General features: G+C 70.3%; 10 protein-coding genes. 4 read left to right on the plus strand and 6 right to left on the minus strand.

The genetic code is table 11. The annotated features are described in order from the left end of the window. From AC1U89_RS20155 to AC1U89_RS20170, 4 genes are all read left to right on the plus strand, one after another. A partial coding sequence (locus AC1U89_RS20155) for a hypothetical protein (RefSeq protein ID WP_479901428.1) occupies positions 1 to 5,901 on the plus strand: 5,901 nt, incomplete at its 5' end. 171 nt (positions 5,902 to 6,072) lie between these two features. Further along, positions 6,073 to 6,825, plus strand: coding sequence for a phosphocholine cytidylyltransferase family protein (locus AC1U89_RS20160; RefSeq protein ID WP_479901429.1), 753 nt, complete (start codon positions 6,073 to 6,075; stop codon positions 6,823 to 6,825). A gap of 275 nt (positions 6,826 to 7,100) precedes the next feature. Next, on the plus strand, positions 7,101 to 9,392 hold the full coding sequence (locus tag AC1U89_RS20165; protein ID WP_479901430.1) for a TonB-dependent receptor: 2,292 nt from the start codon (positions 7,101 to 7,103) through the stop codon (positions 9,390 to 9,392). Between the two features lie 262 nt (positions 9,393 to 9,654). Continuing rightward, positions 9,655 to 10,113: a hypothetical protein gene (locus AC1U89_RS20170; RefSeq protein WP_479901431.1), complete on the plus strand. Its 459-nt coding sequence runs from the start codon at positions 9,655 to 9,657 to the stop codon at positions 10,111 to 10,113. Between the two features lie 22 nt (positions 10,114 to 10,135). Here the strand turns inward: AC1U89_RS20170 and AC1U89_RS20175 are convergent, their stop codons facing one another. The 6 genes from AC1U89_RS20175 to AC1U89_RS20200 all read right to left on the minus strand — a co-directional run bounded on the left by AC1U89_RS20175 (position 10,136) and on the right by AC1U89_RS20200 (position 15,824). Next, positions 10,136 to 10,900: a nucleotidyltransferase family protein gene (locus tag AC1U89_RS20175; RefSeq protein WP_479901432.1), complete on the minus strand. Its 765-nt coding sequence runs from the start codon at positions 10,898 to 10,900 to the stop codon at positions 10,136 to 10,138. Next, positions 10,897 to 12,054 carry a dATP pyrophosphohydrolase gene (locus AC1U89_RS20180; protein WP_479901433.1) on the minus strand — a complete coding sequence of 386 codons (1,158 nt, stop codon included), beginning with the start codon at positions 12,052 to 12,054 and terminating at the stop codon, positions 10,897 to 10,899. The genes AC1U89_RS20175 and AC1U89_RS20180 overlap by 4 nt, the downstream gene beginning before the upstream one ends. Continuing rightward, positions 12,055 to 13,119 carry an LptF/LptG family permease gene (locus AC1U89_RS20185; protein WP_479901434.1) on the minus strand — a complete coding sequence of 355 codons (1,065 nt, stop codon included), beginning with the start codon at positions 13,117 to 13,119 and terminating at the stop codon, positions 12,055 to 12,057. Further along, positions 13,116 to 14,345 (minus strand): LptF/LptG family permease, encoded by a 1,230-nt coding sequence (locus tag AC1U89_RS20190; RefSeq protein ID WP_479901435.1) that lies wholly within the window; start codon positions 14,343 to 14,345, stop codon positions 13,116 to 13,118. The genes AC1U89_RS20185 and AC1U89_RS20190 overlap by 4 nt, the downstream gene beginning before the upstream one ends. Next, positions 14,342 to 14,779 carry an HIT family protein gene (locus AC1U89_RS20195; RefSeq protein WP_479901436.1) on the minus strand — a complete coding sequence of 146 codons (438 nt, stop codon included), beginning with the start codon at positions 14,777 to 14,779 and terminating at the stop codon, positions 14,342 to 14,344. Before AC1U89_RS20195 ends, AC1U89_RS20190 begins: the two co-directional genes overlap by 4 nt. 106 nt (positions 14,780 to 14,885) lie before the next feature. Beyond that, a complete protein-coding gene (locus tag AC1U89_RS20200; protein WP_479901437.1) occupies positions 14,886 to 15,824 on the minus strand; it encodes a metallophosphoesterase family protein in 939 nt (312 codons plus the stop codon). Positions 15,825 to 15,889 lie beyond the last annotated feature (65 nt).

The following is a 15,889-nucleotide window of genomic DNA, read 5'->3' on the forward strand; positions in this document are numbered from 1 at the left end:
ATCGCGGCGGGCGTCGCGGTCGGCGAGGGCGCGCTGGGCGGCTCGGTCGGCGTGGGCGGCGGCGGCGACGGCGGCGGCGACGCCGACATCGTCACCATCGACAGCGTGGGGACGATCCACACCGTCGGCGACCGTTCGGCGGGCGTGTTCGCCCAGAGCGTCGGCGGCGGCGGCGGCAATGGCGGCTGGAGCGGCTCGCTAGCCATCGCGGCCGGCCAGACGGCGGGCGCGGTCGGCGTCAGCGTCGGCGGCGCGGGCGCCATGGGCGGCGACGGCAAGCAGGTGACGGTCACCAGCACCGGCGGGATCTTCACCGAGGGCCACGACGCCGCAGGCGTGCTGGCCCAGTCGGTCGGCGGCGGCGGCGGCACGGGCGGCTTCTCGCTGGCGGCGGGCGTGGGCGCGGGCCAGACGGCCGGCGCGGCGACMGTCAGCGTCGGCGGCAACGGCGGCGCGGGCAACGACGCCGCGTTGGTCAAGGTCACCAGCACCGGCGTGATCAGCACCCGGGGCGACCGGTCCTACGGCGTCCAGGCCCAGAGCATCGGCGGCGGCGGCGGCAGCGGCGGCTTCACCGGCGCCCTGTCGGTGGGCGCGGGCCAGTCCACGGCGGCCATCGCGGTCGGCGTCGGCGGCTCGGGCGCGGGCGGCGGCAAGGGCGGCGATGTCGAGGTGGACGTMATCGACCTGATCCTGACCCTGGGCGACGACGCCACGGCGGTGCTGGCCCAGTCGATCGGCGGCGGCGGCGGCAGCGGCGGCTTCTCGCTGACCGGCTCGGCCGGCATCGGCCAGACCTCGGGCTCCGGCTCGCTCGGAATCGGCGGGTCCGGCGGGGCGGCGGGTAACGCCGGCGACCTGGTCACGGTGACCAGCCACGCGAACATCTCGACCACGGGCGACCGGGCCCATGGCGTCCAGGCCCAGAGCATCGGCGGCGGCGGCGGCGCGGGCGGCTGGACCGGCGCCCTGGCCATCGCCTCGGGCAACACCAGCGGCGCGGTCTCGGTCGGCGTCGGCGGCAGCGGGGCCGGCGGCGGCGACGGCAAGGAGGTCAAGGTCGACAGCTTCGGCCAGATCGAGACCCACGGCGACGACGCGGTCGGCATCCTGGCCCAGTCGGTGGGCGGCGGCGGCGGCAGCGGTGGCTTCTCGATCGCGGCGGGCGGCGCGGCCGGCCAGAGCACCGGCGCGGGCAGCTTGAGCATCGGCGGCGGTGGCGGGGTCGGCGGCGACGGCGGCGTCGTGACCGTCCACAGCCGCGACCTGATCGAGACCCACAACGACCRGGCCTACGGCGTCCAGGCCCAGAGCATCGGCGGCGGCGGCGGCGCGGGCGGCTTCTCGGCGGCGGTGACGGCGGCCCTGTCGTCCGGCGCGCCCAAGGGGATCAGCGCGGCGATCGGCGGTTCGGGCGGCGCGGGCGGCGACGCCGAGACCGTCACCGTGATCAGCGACGTCGGCGCGGTGACCCACGGCGAGGAGGCCCACGGCCTGATCGCGCAGAGCATCGGCGGGGGCGGCGGCAGCGGTGGCTTCTCGATCAGCGGCACCCTGACCCAAGGCACCAGCACCATCGGTCTGTCGGCCAGCATCGGCGGCGAGGGCGGCTCGGCCGGCGACGCCGGCGAGGTCCACGTGACCACCGACGGCGTGACCACCACCGGGGGCGATCGCGCCTACGGCGTGTTCGCCCAGAGCGTGGGCGGCGGCGGCGGCGACGGCGGCCTGGCCGGCGCCCTGACCGGCGGCCTCTCGTCGACGGACAACATCGCCATCGGCGTGTCGATCGGCGGCTCGGGCGGCTCGGCGGGCATCGGCCGCCTGGTCGAGGTGACCAACAACGGCAAGGTCGGCACCACCGGCGACGGGGCCACGGCCATCTTCGCCCAGAGCGTGGGCGGCGGCGGCGGTACGGGCGGCATGGCCGTCTCGGCGGCCCTGGGCGGCGCCAAGTCCAAGAACGTCTCGCTGGCGTTCGGCGGCTCGGGCGGCGGCGGCGGCAAGGGCGGCGACGTCAAGGTCACCTCCACCGACCTGGTGGTCACCGAGGGCGACGACGCCACGGCCATCTTCGCCCAGAGCGTGGGCGGCGGCGGCGGGGCCGGCGGCGCGGCCGGGGCCCTGGCGGTGTCGGGCGGCGAGTCGACCAACCTGTCGATGAACATGGGCGGCTCGGGCGCCACGGGCTCGATCGGCGGCGACGTCACGGTGCTCAACAGCGGCACGGTGGTCACCCACGGCGAGCAGTCGCACGGCATCTTCGCCGAGAGCATCGGCGGCGGCGGCGGCCACGGCGGCATGGCCGGCATCGACGAGAACCAGTGGTCCGACTACATGGCCGGCGGCGCCGGCACGGTCAGCCTGGGCTCCAAGAGCAACAACATCTCGGTCGCGCTTGGCGGCGACGGCGGCACGGGCAATGACGGCGGGATCGTCAGGGTCACCAACAGCGGCGTGGTGGCCACGACCGGCGAGTCCCAGGCTAACGCCATCTACGCCCAGAGCATCGGCGGCGGCGGCGGCGACGCGGGCGTGGCCACGGCGGCGTCCGGCAGCTTCGGCCAGGGGCAGAACGGCACCTACGCCATCGCCCTGGGCGGCACGGGCGGCGCGGCCGGCGACGGCAAGCTGGTCGACGTCAAGAACAGCGGCTCGCTGAGCACGGTCGGCGGCAATTCCAGCGGCATCGTCGCCCAGTCGGTGGGCGGCGGCGGCGGCTCGGGCGGCGACGCCCGCGGCTTCTCGTTGAGCTTCTCCAAGAAGCCGGCCGGCACCAGCAAGGCCACCTCGGTCAACGTCTCGATCGGCGGCCAGGGCGGTGCGGCGGGCGACGGCGGCGAGGTTTGGGTCGACAACAGCGGCCAGATCCTGACGCAGGGCAGCGACTCGCACGGCGTGTTCGCCCAGTCGGTGGGCGGCGGCGGCGGTCGCGGCGGCCTGATCTCGACCCAGGGCGAGGAGGTCGTCACCTTCCTCGACATGGCCAACAAGGGCGAGGCCAAGGGCGGCCAGATCGCCATCGGCGGCTCGGGCGCGGGCGGCGGCGACGGCTTCCTGGTCAAGGTGGTCAACAGCGGCCTGATCTGGACCAAGGGCAACGACTCGCACGGCGTGTTCGCCCAGAGCGTGGGCGGCGGGGGCGGCGACGGCGGCTCGGGTCTGGCCGGCGAGGTCAGCATCGGCGGCCAGGGCGGCGTGGCCGGCGACGGCGGCGAGGTCCGCGTCACCAACAACGGGACCATCGTCACCGAAGGGGCGCTGTCGCGCGGTGTCTTCGCCCAGAGCGTGGGCGGCGGCGGCGGCACGGGCGGCGCCACCGACTACGACGGCGACGACACCTATTCCTACAGCAAGGGCCTGTCGGACACGATGAAGGTGGTGGGCAACCTGACCGCCACCAAGGACCTGATCGACTCGTTCAGCGAGCCGGCCTGGGGGATCAGCATCGGCGGCACGGGCGGTTCGGCCGGCGACGGCGGGCTGGTCACGGTCACCAACAACGGCGCGATCTACACCTCGGGTCGCCTGTCGCACGGCATCATGGCGCAGAGCGTCGGCGGCGGCGGCGGCACGGGCGGCGAGGGGACGATCACGGCGGTCGGCCAGATCGTGTTCTCGGGCCTGGGCGGCACGGCCGGCGACGGCGGCGACGTCGTCGTCACCAACAACGGCCTGATCCAGACCTCGGGCTACGGCGCCTACGGCATCTTCGCCCAGAGCGTGGGCGGCGGCGGCGGCGTGGCCGGCGACACCTCGCTGGGCATCGCCTCGTGGGGTGACTTCGGCCCGTTCGGCGGCGAGGACTACAGCGACTACGGCAAGCTGAGCCTGAACCCGCTGGACGGCTACGGCGGCGACGGCGGCGATGTGAAGGTGGTCAACACCGGCGACATCATCCTGCTGGGCGACGGCGCGACCGGCATCTTCGCCCAGTCGGTGGGCGGCGGCGGCGGCCTGTTCGGCAGCGGCCTGGGCCTGTCGTTCGCCGGTTCGCTGGGCGGCGCGGGCGACGCGGGCACGGTCACCGTGATCCAGAACGGCAACATCTGGGCCGGCGGCAAGAACGGCGTCGGGGCCTTCTTCCAGAGCCAGGCGGGCGACGTCCCGGCGGCCGGTTCGCACAGCCTGTCGGCCTCGGCGGCGGCGACCCCGACCTATTCGGCGGCCGACATCAACGCCACCCTGAACGGCGACGTCCACGGCGGCGCGGTCTACGGCAAGGGCGTGTTGGTCGACGGCGGCAAGAACAACACCATCACCCTGAACGGCGTGGTGTCGGCGGACTCCAACCTGGCCATCCTGGCCACCACCGGCAACGACACGTTCATCAGCAACAAGGGCGTGATCGGCAACATCGACCTGGGCCGCGGCCTGAACGCCTTCCGCAACACGGCGACCTCGACCCTGGTGTCGCTGGACTATGTGAAGCTGAACGGCGGCCTGCTGACCAATGACGGGATCTTCACGCCCGGCGGCAACGGCCACGTCCAGACCACCAGCGTCGAGGGCGACTTCAAGCAGACCGCGACCGGCGTGTTCCTGACGGACCTGGACCTGGGCAAGACAGGCAAGGCCGGTGAGATCGATCGCCTGGACCTGACCGGTTCGCTGGACCTGAAGGGCAAGTTCGTCCTGCAGATCGCCGACCCGGGCCACATCCTGCCGGGCGACCACACGGCCACGATCCTGAACGGCTCGGGCACGGTGACCGCCTCGGGCGTGCAACTGGTGGCCCCGACCTCGTCGATCGCCACCTTCGAGCTGAAGACCACCAAGGACGACCTGAACCTGCACTATGTGGTCGACTTCTCGCCGGCCGGGTTCAACGTCAACCGCACCTCGGTGGGCGATCACATCAACAACATCCAGCTGGCCGGCAGCACCGACAAGTTCGCGCCGGTGGCGGCCGAGCTGTTCTGGGAGCCGTCGCAGACGGCCCTGGCCAACTACTACGACAGCTTCAGCGCCGAGACCTACGCCGACCAGGTGGCGGTGACCAACTTCGCCATCGCCGGCTTCACGGACTCGATGATGACCTGCCCGACGACGCCGGGCGGAGACGAGGCGGACGACTGCGTGTGGACCAAAGCCGGCGGGCGCGAACTGACGCTKGACGCCACCACGCAGGACATGGCCTACCGCGAACGCTCCGCCGGCCTGCAGGGCGGCTTCGAGCGCGCCGCGGGCCCGCACTGGCGGTTGGGCATGGCGCTGTCGGGCGAGAGCCTGCGCACCGGCGTGCCGACCCGCACCCAGGGCGACGGCGACCGCTATCAGCTGGGCGTCGTGGCCAAGGTGGTCGACGGTCCGGCCGCGTTCGCCATGGCCTTCACCGCAGGCACGAGCTCGGTCGACACCCGCCGCGCGGTCCTGCTGCCGTCGAGCCTGCGGATGGCCCAGGCCAAGCAGGAGCAGACCTTCCAGGCGATCACCGTCCGGACCGGCTATCGCTTCGGCACGGACAAGGCCTACGCCAAGCCGATCGCCGAGCTGAACTACGCCCGCATCCAGACCGACGCCTTCGCCGAAAAGGGCGCGGGGGCCCTGAACCTAGTCGCGCCCAAGCAGGTGGACCAATCCACCCGGGCCAGCGTCAAGCTGGAGGTGGGGGCTGAGTTCATGCAGGGCGTCACGGCCATCCGGCCCTACGCCCGCATCGGCGCCAGCCACATGCTGTCGGGCAGCGCCCCGCTGTTCCAGACCGCCTTCGAGGGCGCGCCGCCCGTGGCGGGCACGTACGGCGTGGCCTCGCGGCTGGACAAGACCACGGGCGACGCCGAGCTGGGCGTGTCCCTGGTCAACGCCAAGGGCGCCAGCGCCAAGCTCAACTGGTCGGGTCAGTTCGGCGACCGGGTCAGCAACCAGGCCCTGGCCGTGAAGTTCACCCTGCCGTTCTAGGGCGGGTCGCGCGAACGCGGGGAGGGGCGCGCTTGCGCGCCTCCCGCGAAACTTGATACTTCCAACCCTGAAACGACGGGGCGGGCTTGTTGGCTCGTCCCGTCGTCGCTATTTCGCGCTCTCAATTCCCCCCAGACTCTTCTCTTCCCCCAAGACAGACGAGACCCGCCCGTGGCGAAACCGGCCAAAGCCATCATCCTCAGCGMCGGCCAAGGCAAGCGCCTGTCGCCCCTGACCGACACCCGTCCCAAGTGCCTGGTCGAGCTTTCGGGCCGCACCGTGCTGCACTGGCAGCTCAAGCACCTAGCCGAGGCGGGGATCACCGAGGCGGTGGTGGTGACCGGCTTCGCCGCCGACACTGTTGAGAAAGAAGTCGCCGGGCTCGACATAGCGGGCCTGAAGGTCCGCACCCTGTTCAACCCGTTCTACGCCCTGACCGACAACCTGGCGACCTGCTGGCTGGCGCGTGGCGAGATGCAAGGTGACTTCCTGCTGCTGAACGGCGACACCCTGTTCGAGCGCGCGATCGCCGAGGCCCTGATCGGCGCGCCGTCGGCCCCGATCACCGTCACCATCGACCGCAAGGCCGCCGGCTACGACGCCGACGACATGAAAGTGCTGACGGAAGGTCTTTCGCTGCGGGCCATCGGCAAGACGATCGAGCAGTACGACGCCGAGTCGATCGGCTTCCTGCGCTTCGATCCCGAGGGCGCGGCCCTGTTCACCCGCATCGTCGAGCAGGCCCTGCGCACGCCGGAAGGCCTCAAGCGCTGGTACCTCAGCGTGATCAACCAGATCGCCCAGGAACACGACGTCGTGCGCACCCAGTCGATCGAGGGCCTGCAGTGGGCCGAGATGGACTTCCCCGAGGACGTGCCGAAGAACCGCGAACTGGCGGCGGCCTGGGTCGCGGCGGGCGAGTAGGGCGCCCCGGGGGGCCGTCGTCCCGACGAAAATCTGTGAACGGACGACTGCTCGCCGGTGTGGCATAGCCGCATCGGCGATGCGCGTTTCCGCGTCTCATCCACAAACAAAGTAAGCTGCTTCTTACTCTGTCATCGACCAGTCACAGGCGACTCCTATAGCCGGGTCCGCTCAACCTGGAACGGTGGCGACGCTTGTGGGGGACAGGGCCGAGGCCCGATACCTTCCGGCGTACCGATCGATACAAGGCCTGCACGGCCGGAAATGGGGATCTCATGCGGAAGTTCGGAATTCAGAAGGTCAGCCTGCTGACGGGCGCGGCCCTGTCGGCGCTGTCGTTCGCCACGGCGGCCCTGGCCCAGGAGGCCTCCTCGACCGCCCTCGACGAGATCGTGGTCACGGCCGAGCGCCGGTCGGAGAACCTGCAGAAGGTGCCGGTGTCGGTGGCCGTGGTCGGCGGCGACCAGCTGCGCGCCGTCAACGCCGACGGCAGCGACATCCTGGCCCTGTCGGGCAAGGTGCCCAGCTTCTACGCCGAGACCACCACGGGCCGGATCTTCCCGCGCTTCTACATCCGGGGCCTCGGCAACATCGACTTCTACCTGGGCGCCTCGCAGCCCGTGTCGATCATCCATGACGACGTGATCCTGGAGCACGTGGTCCTGAAGTCGAACCCGCTGTTCGACATCAAGCAGGTGGAAGTGCTGCGCGGCCCGCAAGGCTCGCTGTTCGGCCGCAACACCACCGCCGGCATCGTCAAGTTCGACACCAACAAGCCGACCCAGACCCTGGAAGGCCGCGCCAGCGCCTCGTACGGCACCTACGGCACGACCACCTTCGACGGCGGCATCGGCGGCCCGATCGTGGCCGACAAGCTGGCCTTCCGCGTCTCGGCGCTCTACCAGCACCGCGACGACTACGTCGACAACACCTTCGCCGGGACCAGCGCCGACGGCACCGTCACCCCGAAGAAGAACGCCATGGGCGGCTTCGACGAGAAAGACGTGCGGGTCCAGCTGCTGGCCACCCCGACCGACCAGCTGACGGTCCTGGCCTCGGCCCACGCCCGCAACTACGAGGGCACCTCGACCCTGTTCCTGCGCCAGGCGCTGAAGAAGGGCTCGAACAGCTCGTCGGCCCCGCGCGACAGCGTCGCCTTCGACGAAGCCAACAACAACCCGCAGGCCTACGACACCCAGGGCGCGTCGCTGAACATCGCCTACGACTTCGGTCCGGTGACCCTGACCTCGATCAGCGCCTATGAGACCACCAACGGCTACAGCCGCGGCGACACCGACGGCGGCGCGGCGGCCAACTATCCGGTCGCCGGCCTTCCGAACGGCTTCGGCCAGTCGATGGGCCAGATCCGCGACCTGGACCAGCTGACCCAGGAAATCCGCCTGGCCAGCAACGGCGACGACCGCCTGAAGTGGCAGATCGGCGCGCTGTACTTCGACTCGCGCGACACGACCGACTTCTACCAGCGCGGCTACTTCCTGCTGCCCACCTCGACCGGCTACAACCCCAACAACTGGGTGCGGCTGAACAACCTGAACACCTCGTGGGCGGTGTTCGGCCAGGTCAGCTACAAGCTGACCGACGCCCTGACGATCACCGGCGGCCTGCGCGACACCTACGACGCCAAGAAGACCGTGCTGGTCAAGACGTCCAACAATGCCGCCAACGTGTCGACCTATACCGGCCGCCGCTATGTGCGCCTGGCCGACGAGCAGGTCAGCTGGGACCTGTCGGCCAACTATGAGGTCAATCCCGACCTGAACCTCTACGCTCGCGTGGCCAAGGGCTTCCGCGGACCGACCATCCAGGGCCGTTCGGCGGTGTTCAACAGCGACTTCACCACCGCCAATTCGGAAACGATCCTGTCGTGGGAAGCGGGCCTGAAGAGCACGCTGCTGGACAACACCCTGCGCTTCAACGCCTCGGCCTTCACCTACGAGGTCAAGGACATCCAGCTGAACGGCAACGACTCCAACGGCAACGGCGTGCTGTTCAACGCCGACAAGGCCAAGGCCTACGGCCTGGAAGCCGACGCCGAGTGGCGTCCGGTCACCAACCTGACCCTGACGGCTGGCCTCAGCCTGCTGCACAGCGAGATCGACGACAAGCGCGTCTACGCCCAGGTCTGCGCCCTCAACGGCGTGGTGGTCTGCACGGTCAAGAACCCGACGATCAAGGTCGGCGCCAACACCTTCGCCCAGATCGACGGCCAGCCGCTGCCCAACGCGCCGAAGTACAACTTCAGCTTCACGGGCCGCTATGACCTGCCGGTCGGCGCCGACGGCAAGCTGTTCGTCGCCACGGACTGGAACCTGCAGGGCTATACGAACTTCGTGCTCTACAAGACCGACGAGTTCTACTCGAAGGACAACTTCGAAGGCGGCCTGAAGCTGGGCTACGAGGGCAACAACGGCGGTTATGAAGTGGCCCTGTTCGGCCGCAACATCACCAACGAGAAGAACCTCAAGGGCGTCATCGAGAACTACATGGCGGCCGTCTACAACGAGCCGCGCATCGTCGGGATCTCGGTCAGCGCCAAGCTGAAGTAACCGCCTCCCGCCTTTTCGAGGCCTCAAGCTCCCCGTCGTCGACGCCGCGCCCGCGGTGTTCGACGGCGGGGTTTTTCGTGCCCGCGCGCGATCGCCGCTCTACGGTTGCGCTTAAATGCATACTCTCTCGTCGATTGCGTTCGCGAGCGACTTCAGTCACGCTCGCGCGGGGCGTCTCGTGGATGACTCAGTATCGCGTCGGAAAGTCGCGACGTCGGCGTCCTGCTTCGAAGAACCGTTTTGAAGAGAAGAGGGAGCATCCATGTCACTGAGAGTTAACGGCCCGCCGCTGTCGCCGGGCGACAATCCACCTCCGCAGGACACCAACACCGACGGCTGGGCCTCGCGCCTTGCCAAGCTGATCCCCGCCGAGGCGTTGGGGACCTATGCCGCGGTCGTGGCGCTGATCCCGGCCTCGGTCTCGGGGACGGTCAGGTTGATCGGCCTGATCGTGGTCGCCCTGGCCTGTATCGCGATCCTGGTGGTGGTCCGTGTCAAGTCCACGTCGAAAGGCGGGGTCAAGCCGCAGGTGCTGGCGATCGTGATCTCGGCGATTTCGTTCGTCATCTGGACCGCGACGCTTGGGGCGAACTCGCCCATTCCGCTGCCGGAGGCCGCCGCATGGGTTCCCACGGCTCTGGCGGCGCTGTGGGTCGCGGGCGTCGGGGTGTTCTATCGCGGCGACGAAGGCAACGCGCCCGAGCCCGCGGCGACGAGCTGAGCCTAAGCCGGCGCGAGGGGGATCACCCCTCGACCAGGGACCGCACCAGGTCCAGGTCGGCCGGCTTGTCGACGTCCACCGCCGCCAAGCCGTGCCGCGCCCGGACGGCCGCCGCCCTGACCCCCGCCAGGCGGCCGATCCGCGCCACCATCTCGTCCAGGGTCATCAGGCCCAGCAGGTAGCGCACCAGCATGACCGGTCCGAACAGGGCCGCGATCTTCCACGGCTGCTTGCGGTGCTTCTCGACCGTGCGCCACAGGTCGATGGCCTTCAGCGAGGCCGGGGTCCTCAGGTAGAACAGGTTGCAGCCCGAATAGCGTCCGTCGCGGAACGCCAGATAGGTGCGCTTGGTCGTCGGGGCGGCGGCCTGCACCAGGTGCTCCTCGCCCAGCAGGATGGCGATGTCGGCGTCGGCCGGGGTGTCGGCCATGAAGTCGGTCACCCACTCCGGCTGGAGCAGGGCGTGGTCGACCGTGGTGACCAGCAGCGGCGTGCCCATGGCCTCCGCGCCCTCGTGGACGCTCTGGCTGGGCCCGGCGGCCGACGGCAGGTGCGACAGCGCCGCGCGCGTCTTCTCGGCCTCCAGGGCCGCCTGCAGGGCCGTATCGTTGGTCGAGACCGCGATGCGCTGGGCGCCGGCCTGGTCCAGGGCGGTCAGCACCCGGGTCAGCAACGTCTGGCCGCCCAGGACGATCAGGCCCTTCTGGCTGACGCCGGCGTATTCGGCGACGGGGTCGACCCCGCCGCGCGAACCGGCCAGCACCAGGGCCTGGAAGGGCTGGCTCACGCCTGCAGCGCCTTCTCGTAGATGCGGTAGGTCTTGTAGATCTCGGCGCCCATGGCCTCGGAGATCCGGCGCATCGGCGTGTTGTCCTCGAGGATCCACGAGAACTCGAACTTGTCGTAGCCCAGGGCGATGCCGGCGTCGCGGCCGGCGTTCATCAGGTGGAACGGCACGACCTGGCCGCGCAGGCTGTCGGCGAACTTCTTCTTCAGGCCCATCAGCGGGATGCGGATCGACTTGACCCGCTTGACCTTCAGCCGCCACAGCAGCTTGGCCCAGCCGAAGGGCAGCAGTTTGCCGTTCAGGCCCTCGATGGCCTCATTGACGTTGGGCAGCAGCACGATGAAGGCGGCGACCTCGCCGTCGATCTCGGCGAACAGCACCAGGCGCGGGTCCAGCACGTCCTTCAGGGCCTTGCCCAGCTGGGCGGTCTCGGCCTCGGTGGTCGGCACGAAGCCCCAGTTCTCCGACCAGGCGTCGTTGAGGATCGAGGTCAGGGCTTTGACCTCGTCGTCGTAACRCTTCATGTCCAGCTGGCGCAGAACCACGCCCTCGGGCAGGCCGCGCTTGACCCGGCGCACCACCACGGGGGGCAGGGCGGCGCGGGGATCGCAGACATAGGCGTAGACGTCCTTGGCCTTGGTGTAGCCCTGCTCCTCCACCCGCGCGGCGGTGTAGCGGGGGTCGTGGCCCATCATCACCATCGGCTTGGTGTCGAAGCCGTCGACCAGCAGGCCGACCTCCTCGTTGATCGACAGGTTGAACGGGCCCAGGGCGCGGGTGCAGCCGCGGGCCTTCAGCCAGTCCTCGGCGGTGCGGAACAGCACCTTGAAGATCGCCGGATCGTCCTCGGCGGCGATCATGCCGAAATTGCCGGTCTTGCCGGCGCCGACCTCGGTGGCCAGGTGGTCGATCGTGGCGCTGATCCTGCCCACGTCGCGGCCGCCGCGCACGGCCAGCCACAGCTGGACGTCGGCGTGCTGGAAGAACGGGTTGGTGGCGGGCGTCAGGGCGGCCATCCGCTCGTACATCAACGGCACGACCCAGTTGGGGTCCTTGGCGTTGAGGCGGTTGGCCAGGTCGATGAACCGCTTCAGTTCGGCCTTCGAGCTGACGGGGATGATCTCAAGACCGGATTCGGTGGTGTCGAACGGCATTCAGCCCTCCAGGACAACGAGCGCGTAGATCGCGAGGGCCGCGAAGATGACCGGACCGCCCCAGACGGCCAGGATGGGTGAGAGCGAGCCGCCTTCGCCGAGCGCCGACAGCATGCCGTTGACGACCAGGAAGATCAGGCCGGACGCCAGGCCGCCGGTCAGCAGCACCGCGCCCTGGCCGCTGCGGAAGTTGGCCAGGGCCACCGGCGCGCTGAGCAGCAGCATCACCAGGGACACCACGGGCCCGGCGAAGGCGCTGAGCAGGCGGGTCTCGTAGAACGAGGCCGGGCGGTCGCCGCCGCCGTTCAGCAGCGCGCGGCGCGCCGTGGCGGCGGTCGGGACGGGGCTGTCGGCGAACAGGGCCTGGACGTCCTGGCGGTGCAGGGGCGAGKGCCAGGTCATGCTGGCGGCGGGGGTGACGTTCACCTGCTCGCCGTTGAACCGCACGATCACCGGCTGGATCAGGGTCCAGCCCTTGGCGCGGGCGTAGGTCGCCGACGGCGCCTCGATGCGCTCGATCAGCCGGCCGGTCTTGTCGCGGCGATAGATCTTCACCGCGTTCAGGGTGCGGCCGTCGGCCGAGGCTCCCGCGGCGATCACCAGGTCGTCGCCGGCCCGGAAGCTGCGCGGACCCGGGACCTTGCGGTCGGCGACCGGCGTGGTGGCCTGCCACMAGTCGGCCAGCACCGGATCGGTGCGCGGCGCGATGACCTGGGCGCAGGTGAAGTCCAGCGCCATCACCAGGAACGCCACGGGCAGGGCCATGGCGACGATGCGATAGGCAGAGATGCCGGTGGCGCGCATGGCGATGATCGCGCTCTCGCGGGCCAGCTGCGAGAAGGCGAACAGCCCGCCGGCCAGGGTGGCGATCGGCGCCACCTGCTCGATCAGGCGCGGCGAGCGCAGGGCGGCGTAGTACAGCACCCCGGCCGTGCCCAGGCCCCGGTCCAGGATGTCGGTGGTCACTTCCAGCAGGTCGAGGATCTGCAGGATCGAGAACAGGATCAGGGCCGCGCCGAGCACGCGCGTGCCGACCGTGCGCAGGACGTAGAGCTGGATCTTCATGCGTCGGCCTGCTCGAACTTGTCGCGGAACATGCGCCGGAAGCGCTTGATGCCCACGCCGAACCGCCGGATCAGCTCGGTGACCGGGGTCTGGCCGGGCCGCTTGCGGCTGCCGATGAACATCCACAAGCTCAGGCCCGTGAAGATCAGCCATGGGACGCCGATGGCCGCCAGCGGCATGGCCTTGCCCGATTCCGCCAGGCTCTGGCCCAGCTGCAGGCTGTGCTGGAAGGCCAGCAGCAGCACGCCGGCGATGATCAGGCCGGGCGTGCGGTTGCCGCGCTTGGCGGCCAGGCCCAGCGGGAAGGCCAGCAGCGGCAGGAAGGGCAGGAAGGCGGCCCGGGCCAGGCGCCCGTACAGCTCGGCCAGCAGGGTGGGGCGGGGCACGACCGGATTGGGGCTGTCGGCCTGGCGGGCCAGCTCGCCCAGGGTCAGCTCGCGTTCGTCGCCGCCCCGGTCGCGCAGCAGGGCCGCCGCGCCGGCCAGGGGCACGTTGGTGGTGAACTGGTCGAAGACCAGGGTGCGATATTCGCCGCGGGCGTCGACAGCGATCCGCTGGCCCTTGCGCAGCAGCATGGTGACGTTCTTGCCGTCGGCGTCGGCCCGCAGATCGGCGGTGGCGGCGGTGATCACCTCTTCGCGGCCGGCGGCGTCCTGGCGGCGGATGAAGACCCGTGTCAGCTGCTGGCCGGCCGGGTCGGCGCCGTCGGCGGTCATCAGCAGCTTGGGCTGGTCGATGAAGGAGCCGCCGTTCAGCTTGCCGTTCCAGCCGGCGTTGATCGCCTCGTGCATGACGGCGCGATAGGCGTAGCGGCTGTAGGGCTGCATGTAGCCGAAGACGATCAGGCTGAAGACCATCAGGAACAGGCCGACATAGACGAACGGCGCGGCCACGCGGGTCAGGGACTGGCCGCTGGCCAGCAGGGCGTCGATCTCGGACCCGTCGCTGAGCTTGGTGATGACGATGAACAGCGCCACGAAGAACGCCACGGGCAGGGCCAGGCCCAGATAGTGCGGCACCAGGTTGGCGGCCAGCTGGGTGACGTAGCCGAAGCGGGCGCTGCTCTGCGACAGCACGTCTAGCAGGCGCAGGACGCGCTCCAGCAGCAGGGCGATCACGGTCACGCCCAGGCAGCCGATGATCGGCCAGGTCAGCAGGCGCAGCAGATAGGCGTCGATCAGCCGGAAACGCGACGTGCCGTGCGGCGTGGGGATGGGCTTCTTCACGCGGCCGACCAGACCTGGGCGAAGCTCTGGGCCAGGCGCTCGGCGGCGTCAGGGTCCAGGTCGACGGTCGAGCCCAGCGCCGGGACGGCGGGCCAGCCGGCGTCGGCGAAGGTGCGGCCCTCATGCTCGCGCGTCCCGGCGTAGCGCGGGATCACGTGGAAATGCACGTCCTTATCGACCATCATCAGCATCAGGTAGTTGATCTTCTCGTACGCCACGACCTTGCCCAGCAGGCGCTCGACGCCCTCGGTCGCCGTCTTGAGGTCGGCGAAGGCGGCGGGACTCAGCTGGGAGAAGGACTCGACCGATTCCTTGCATACCAGCACCAGCGATCCGAAGGTCGGCTGTTTGGGGCGCACCAGGACCAGCCAGCTGTCGGTTTCCGCTACCTTGGTGCGCGGATACCCGAAATTCTCTGCGGTGGGATTGGTCATGTCGGCCTCGCCTCGGGGCGTTCGCCGCCGTCGCATACAATAGGGACGCGGCCTTTTCCATGGAAGTCCGAACGGTACGGTTCGTCCCGGTTCCGGCCTTTTCGCGCTAGGCGTGTCCGGCGGGCGGTCGACCGGCCTGGAGCAGCACGTAGCGGCTCAGTTCGACAGGCTCACCGGTCTTGGGATCCAGGCCGCGCGCCACCACCCTGACCTCGACGCCGCCCTCGGCCTGGCGGTCGATTTCGACCCCGTGCCAGCGCGCCGCCGGATGGCCGCGTTCGCCCATGGCCGAGGCCGAGGGCACGCCCAGAACCGGGATCATCGCCCCGTCCGGCCCGGGGGCCGTCGCCACCATCGCCTCGTGGGCGTGGCCATGCAGGACCAGGTCGGCGCCGTGGCGGGCCAGCAGGGCGCGCAGGGCGTCCTGGTCCTCCAGGGCCTTGCGCTTGGCCACCGCCCCCGGGACGGGCGGATGGTGGATCAGCAGCACGCGGAAGGCGTCGCGATAGGCCGGGTCGGCCAGCAGGGCGTCCAGCCGCTCCAGCTGGGCCTTGCCCAGACGGCCCGTGGCCAGGTGCGGGGCGGTCGGCACGGCCGAGCACAGGTTGAACAGCGCCACTCCGTCGCGCACCCGCACCTGGGGGAAGGTTACTTCGTCGCCTTGACCCAGCCCTTCGTCGCCCAGCCAGGGCGTCCAGGAGGCGAACGGCCGGCCGCCCTTGGTCTCGACCAGGGCGTCGTGGTTGCCGGGGCTGACGGTGACGTCGCGGGCGGGGGCCAGGCCTTCCAGCCAAACGCGGGCCGCCTCGTACTCGGCCGGAGCGGCGTAGTTGGTCAGATCGCCGGTGATGGCGACGTGGTCGGGGGCGTGGGCCTTGAGGTCGGCGATGATCGCCGCCAGCACTTCGGGCCGATGTTCGCGATGCTTGCGCCGCCAGGCGATCCGGCTCAGCAGCCGCTTGGACAGCAGGTCCCGCCAGCCGAACGCCCCCTGTGGCGGCGGCAGGTGCGGGTCGGAGAGGTGGGCCAAGCGGAATATCGACAAAGTTTGGTTCACGGATTCTGGCGGAAGGGGCCGAAGCTGCTTATCAATCGCCCCAGGTTTCAAGG

The organism is Caulobacter sp. 05T431 (assembly GCF_056665975.1).

Bases quoted from the DNA above. Each gene is read 5' to 3' on its own strand.
- AC1U89_RS20165 (WP_479901430.1), top strand. From the start codon at position 7,101: ATGCGGAAGTTCGGAATTCAGAAGGTCAGCCTGCTGACGGGCGCGGCC.
- AC1U89_RS20170 (WP_479901431.1), top strand. From the start codon at position 9,655: ATGTCACTGAGAGTTAACGGCCCGCCGCTGTCGCCGGGCGACAATCCA.
- AC1U89_RS20195 (WP_479901436.1), bottom strand. From the start codon at position 14,779: ATGACCAATCCCACCGCAGAGAATTTCGGGTATCCGCGCACCAAGGTA.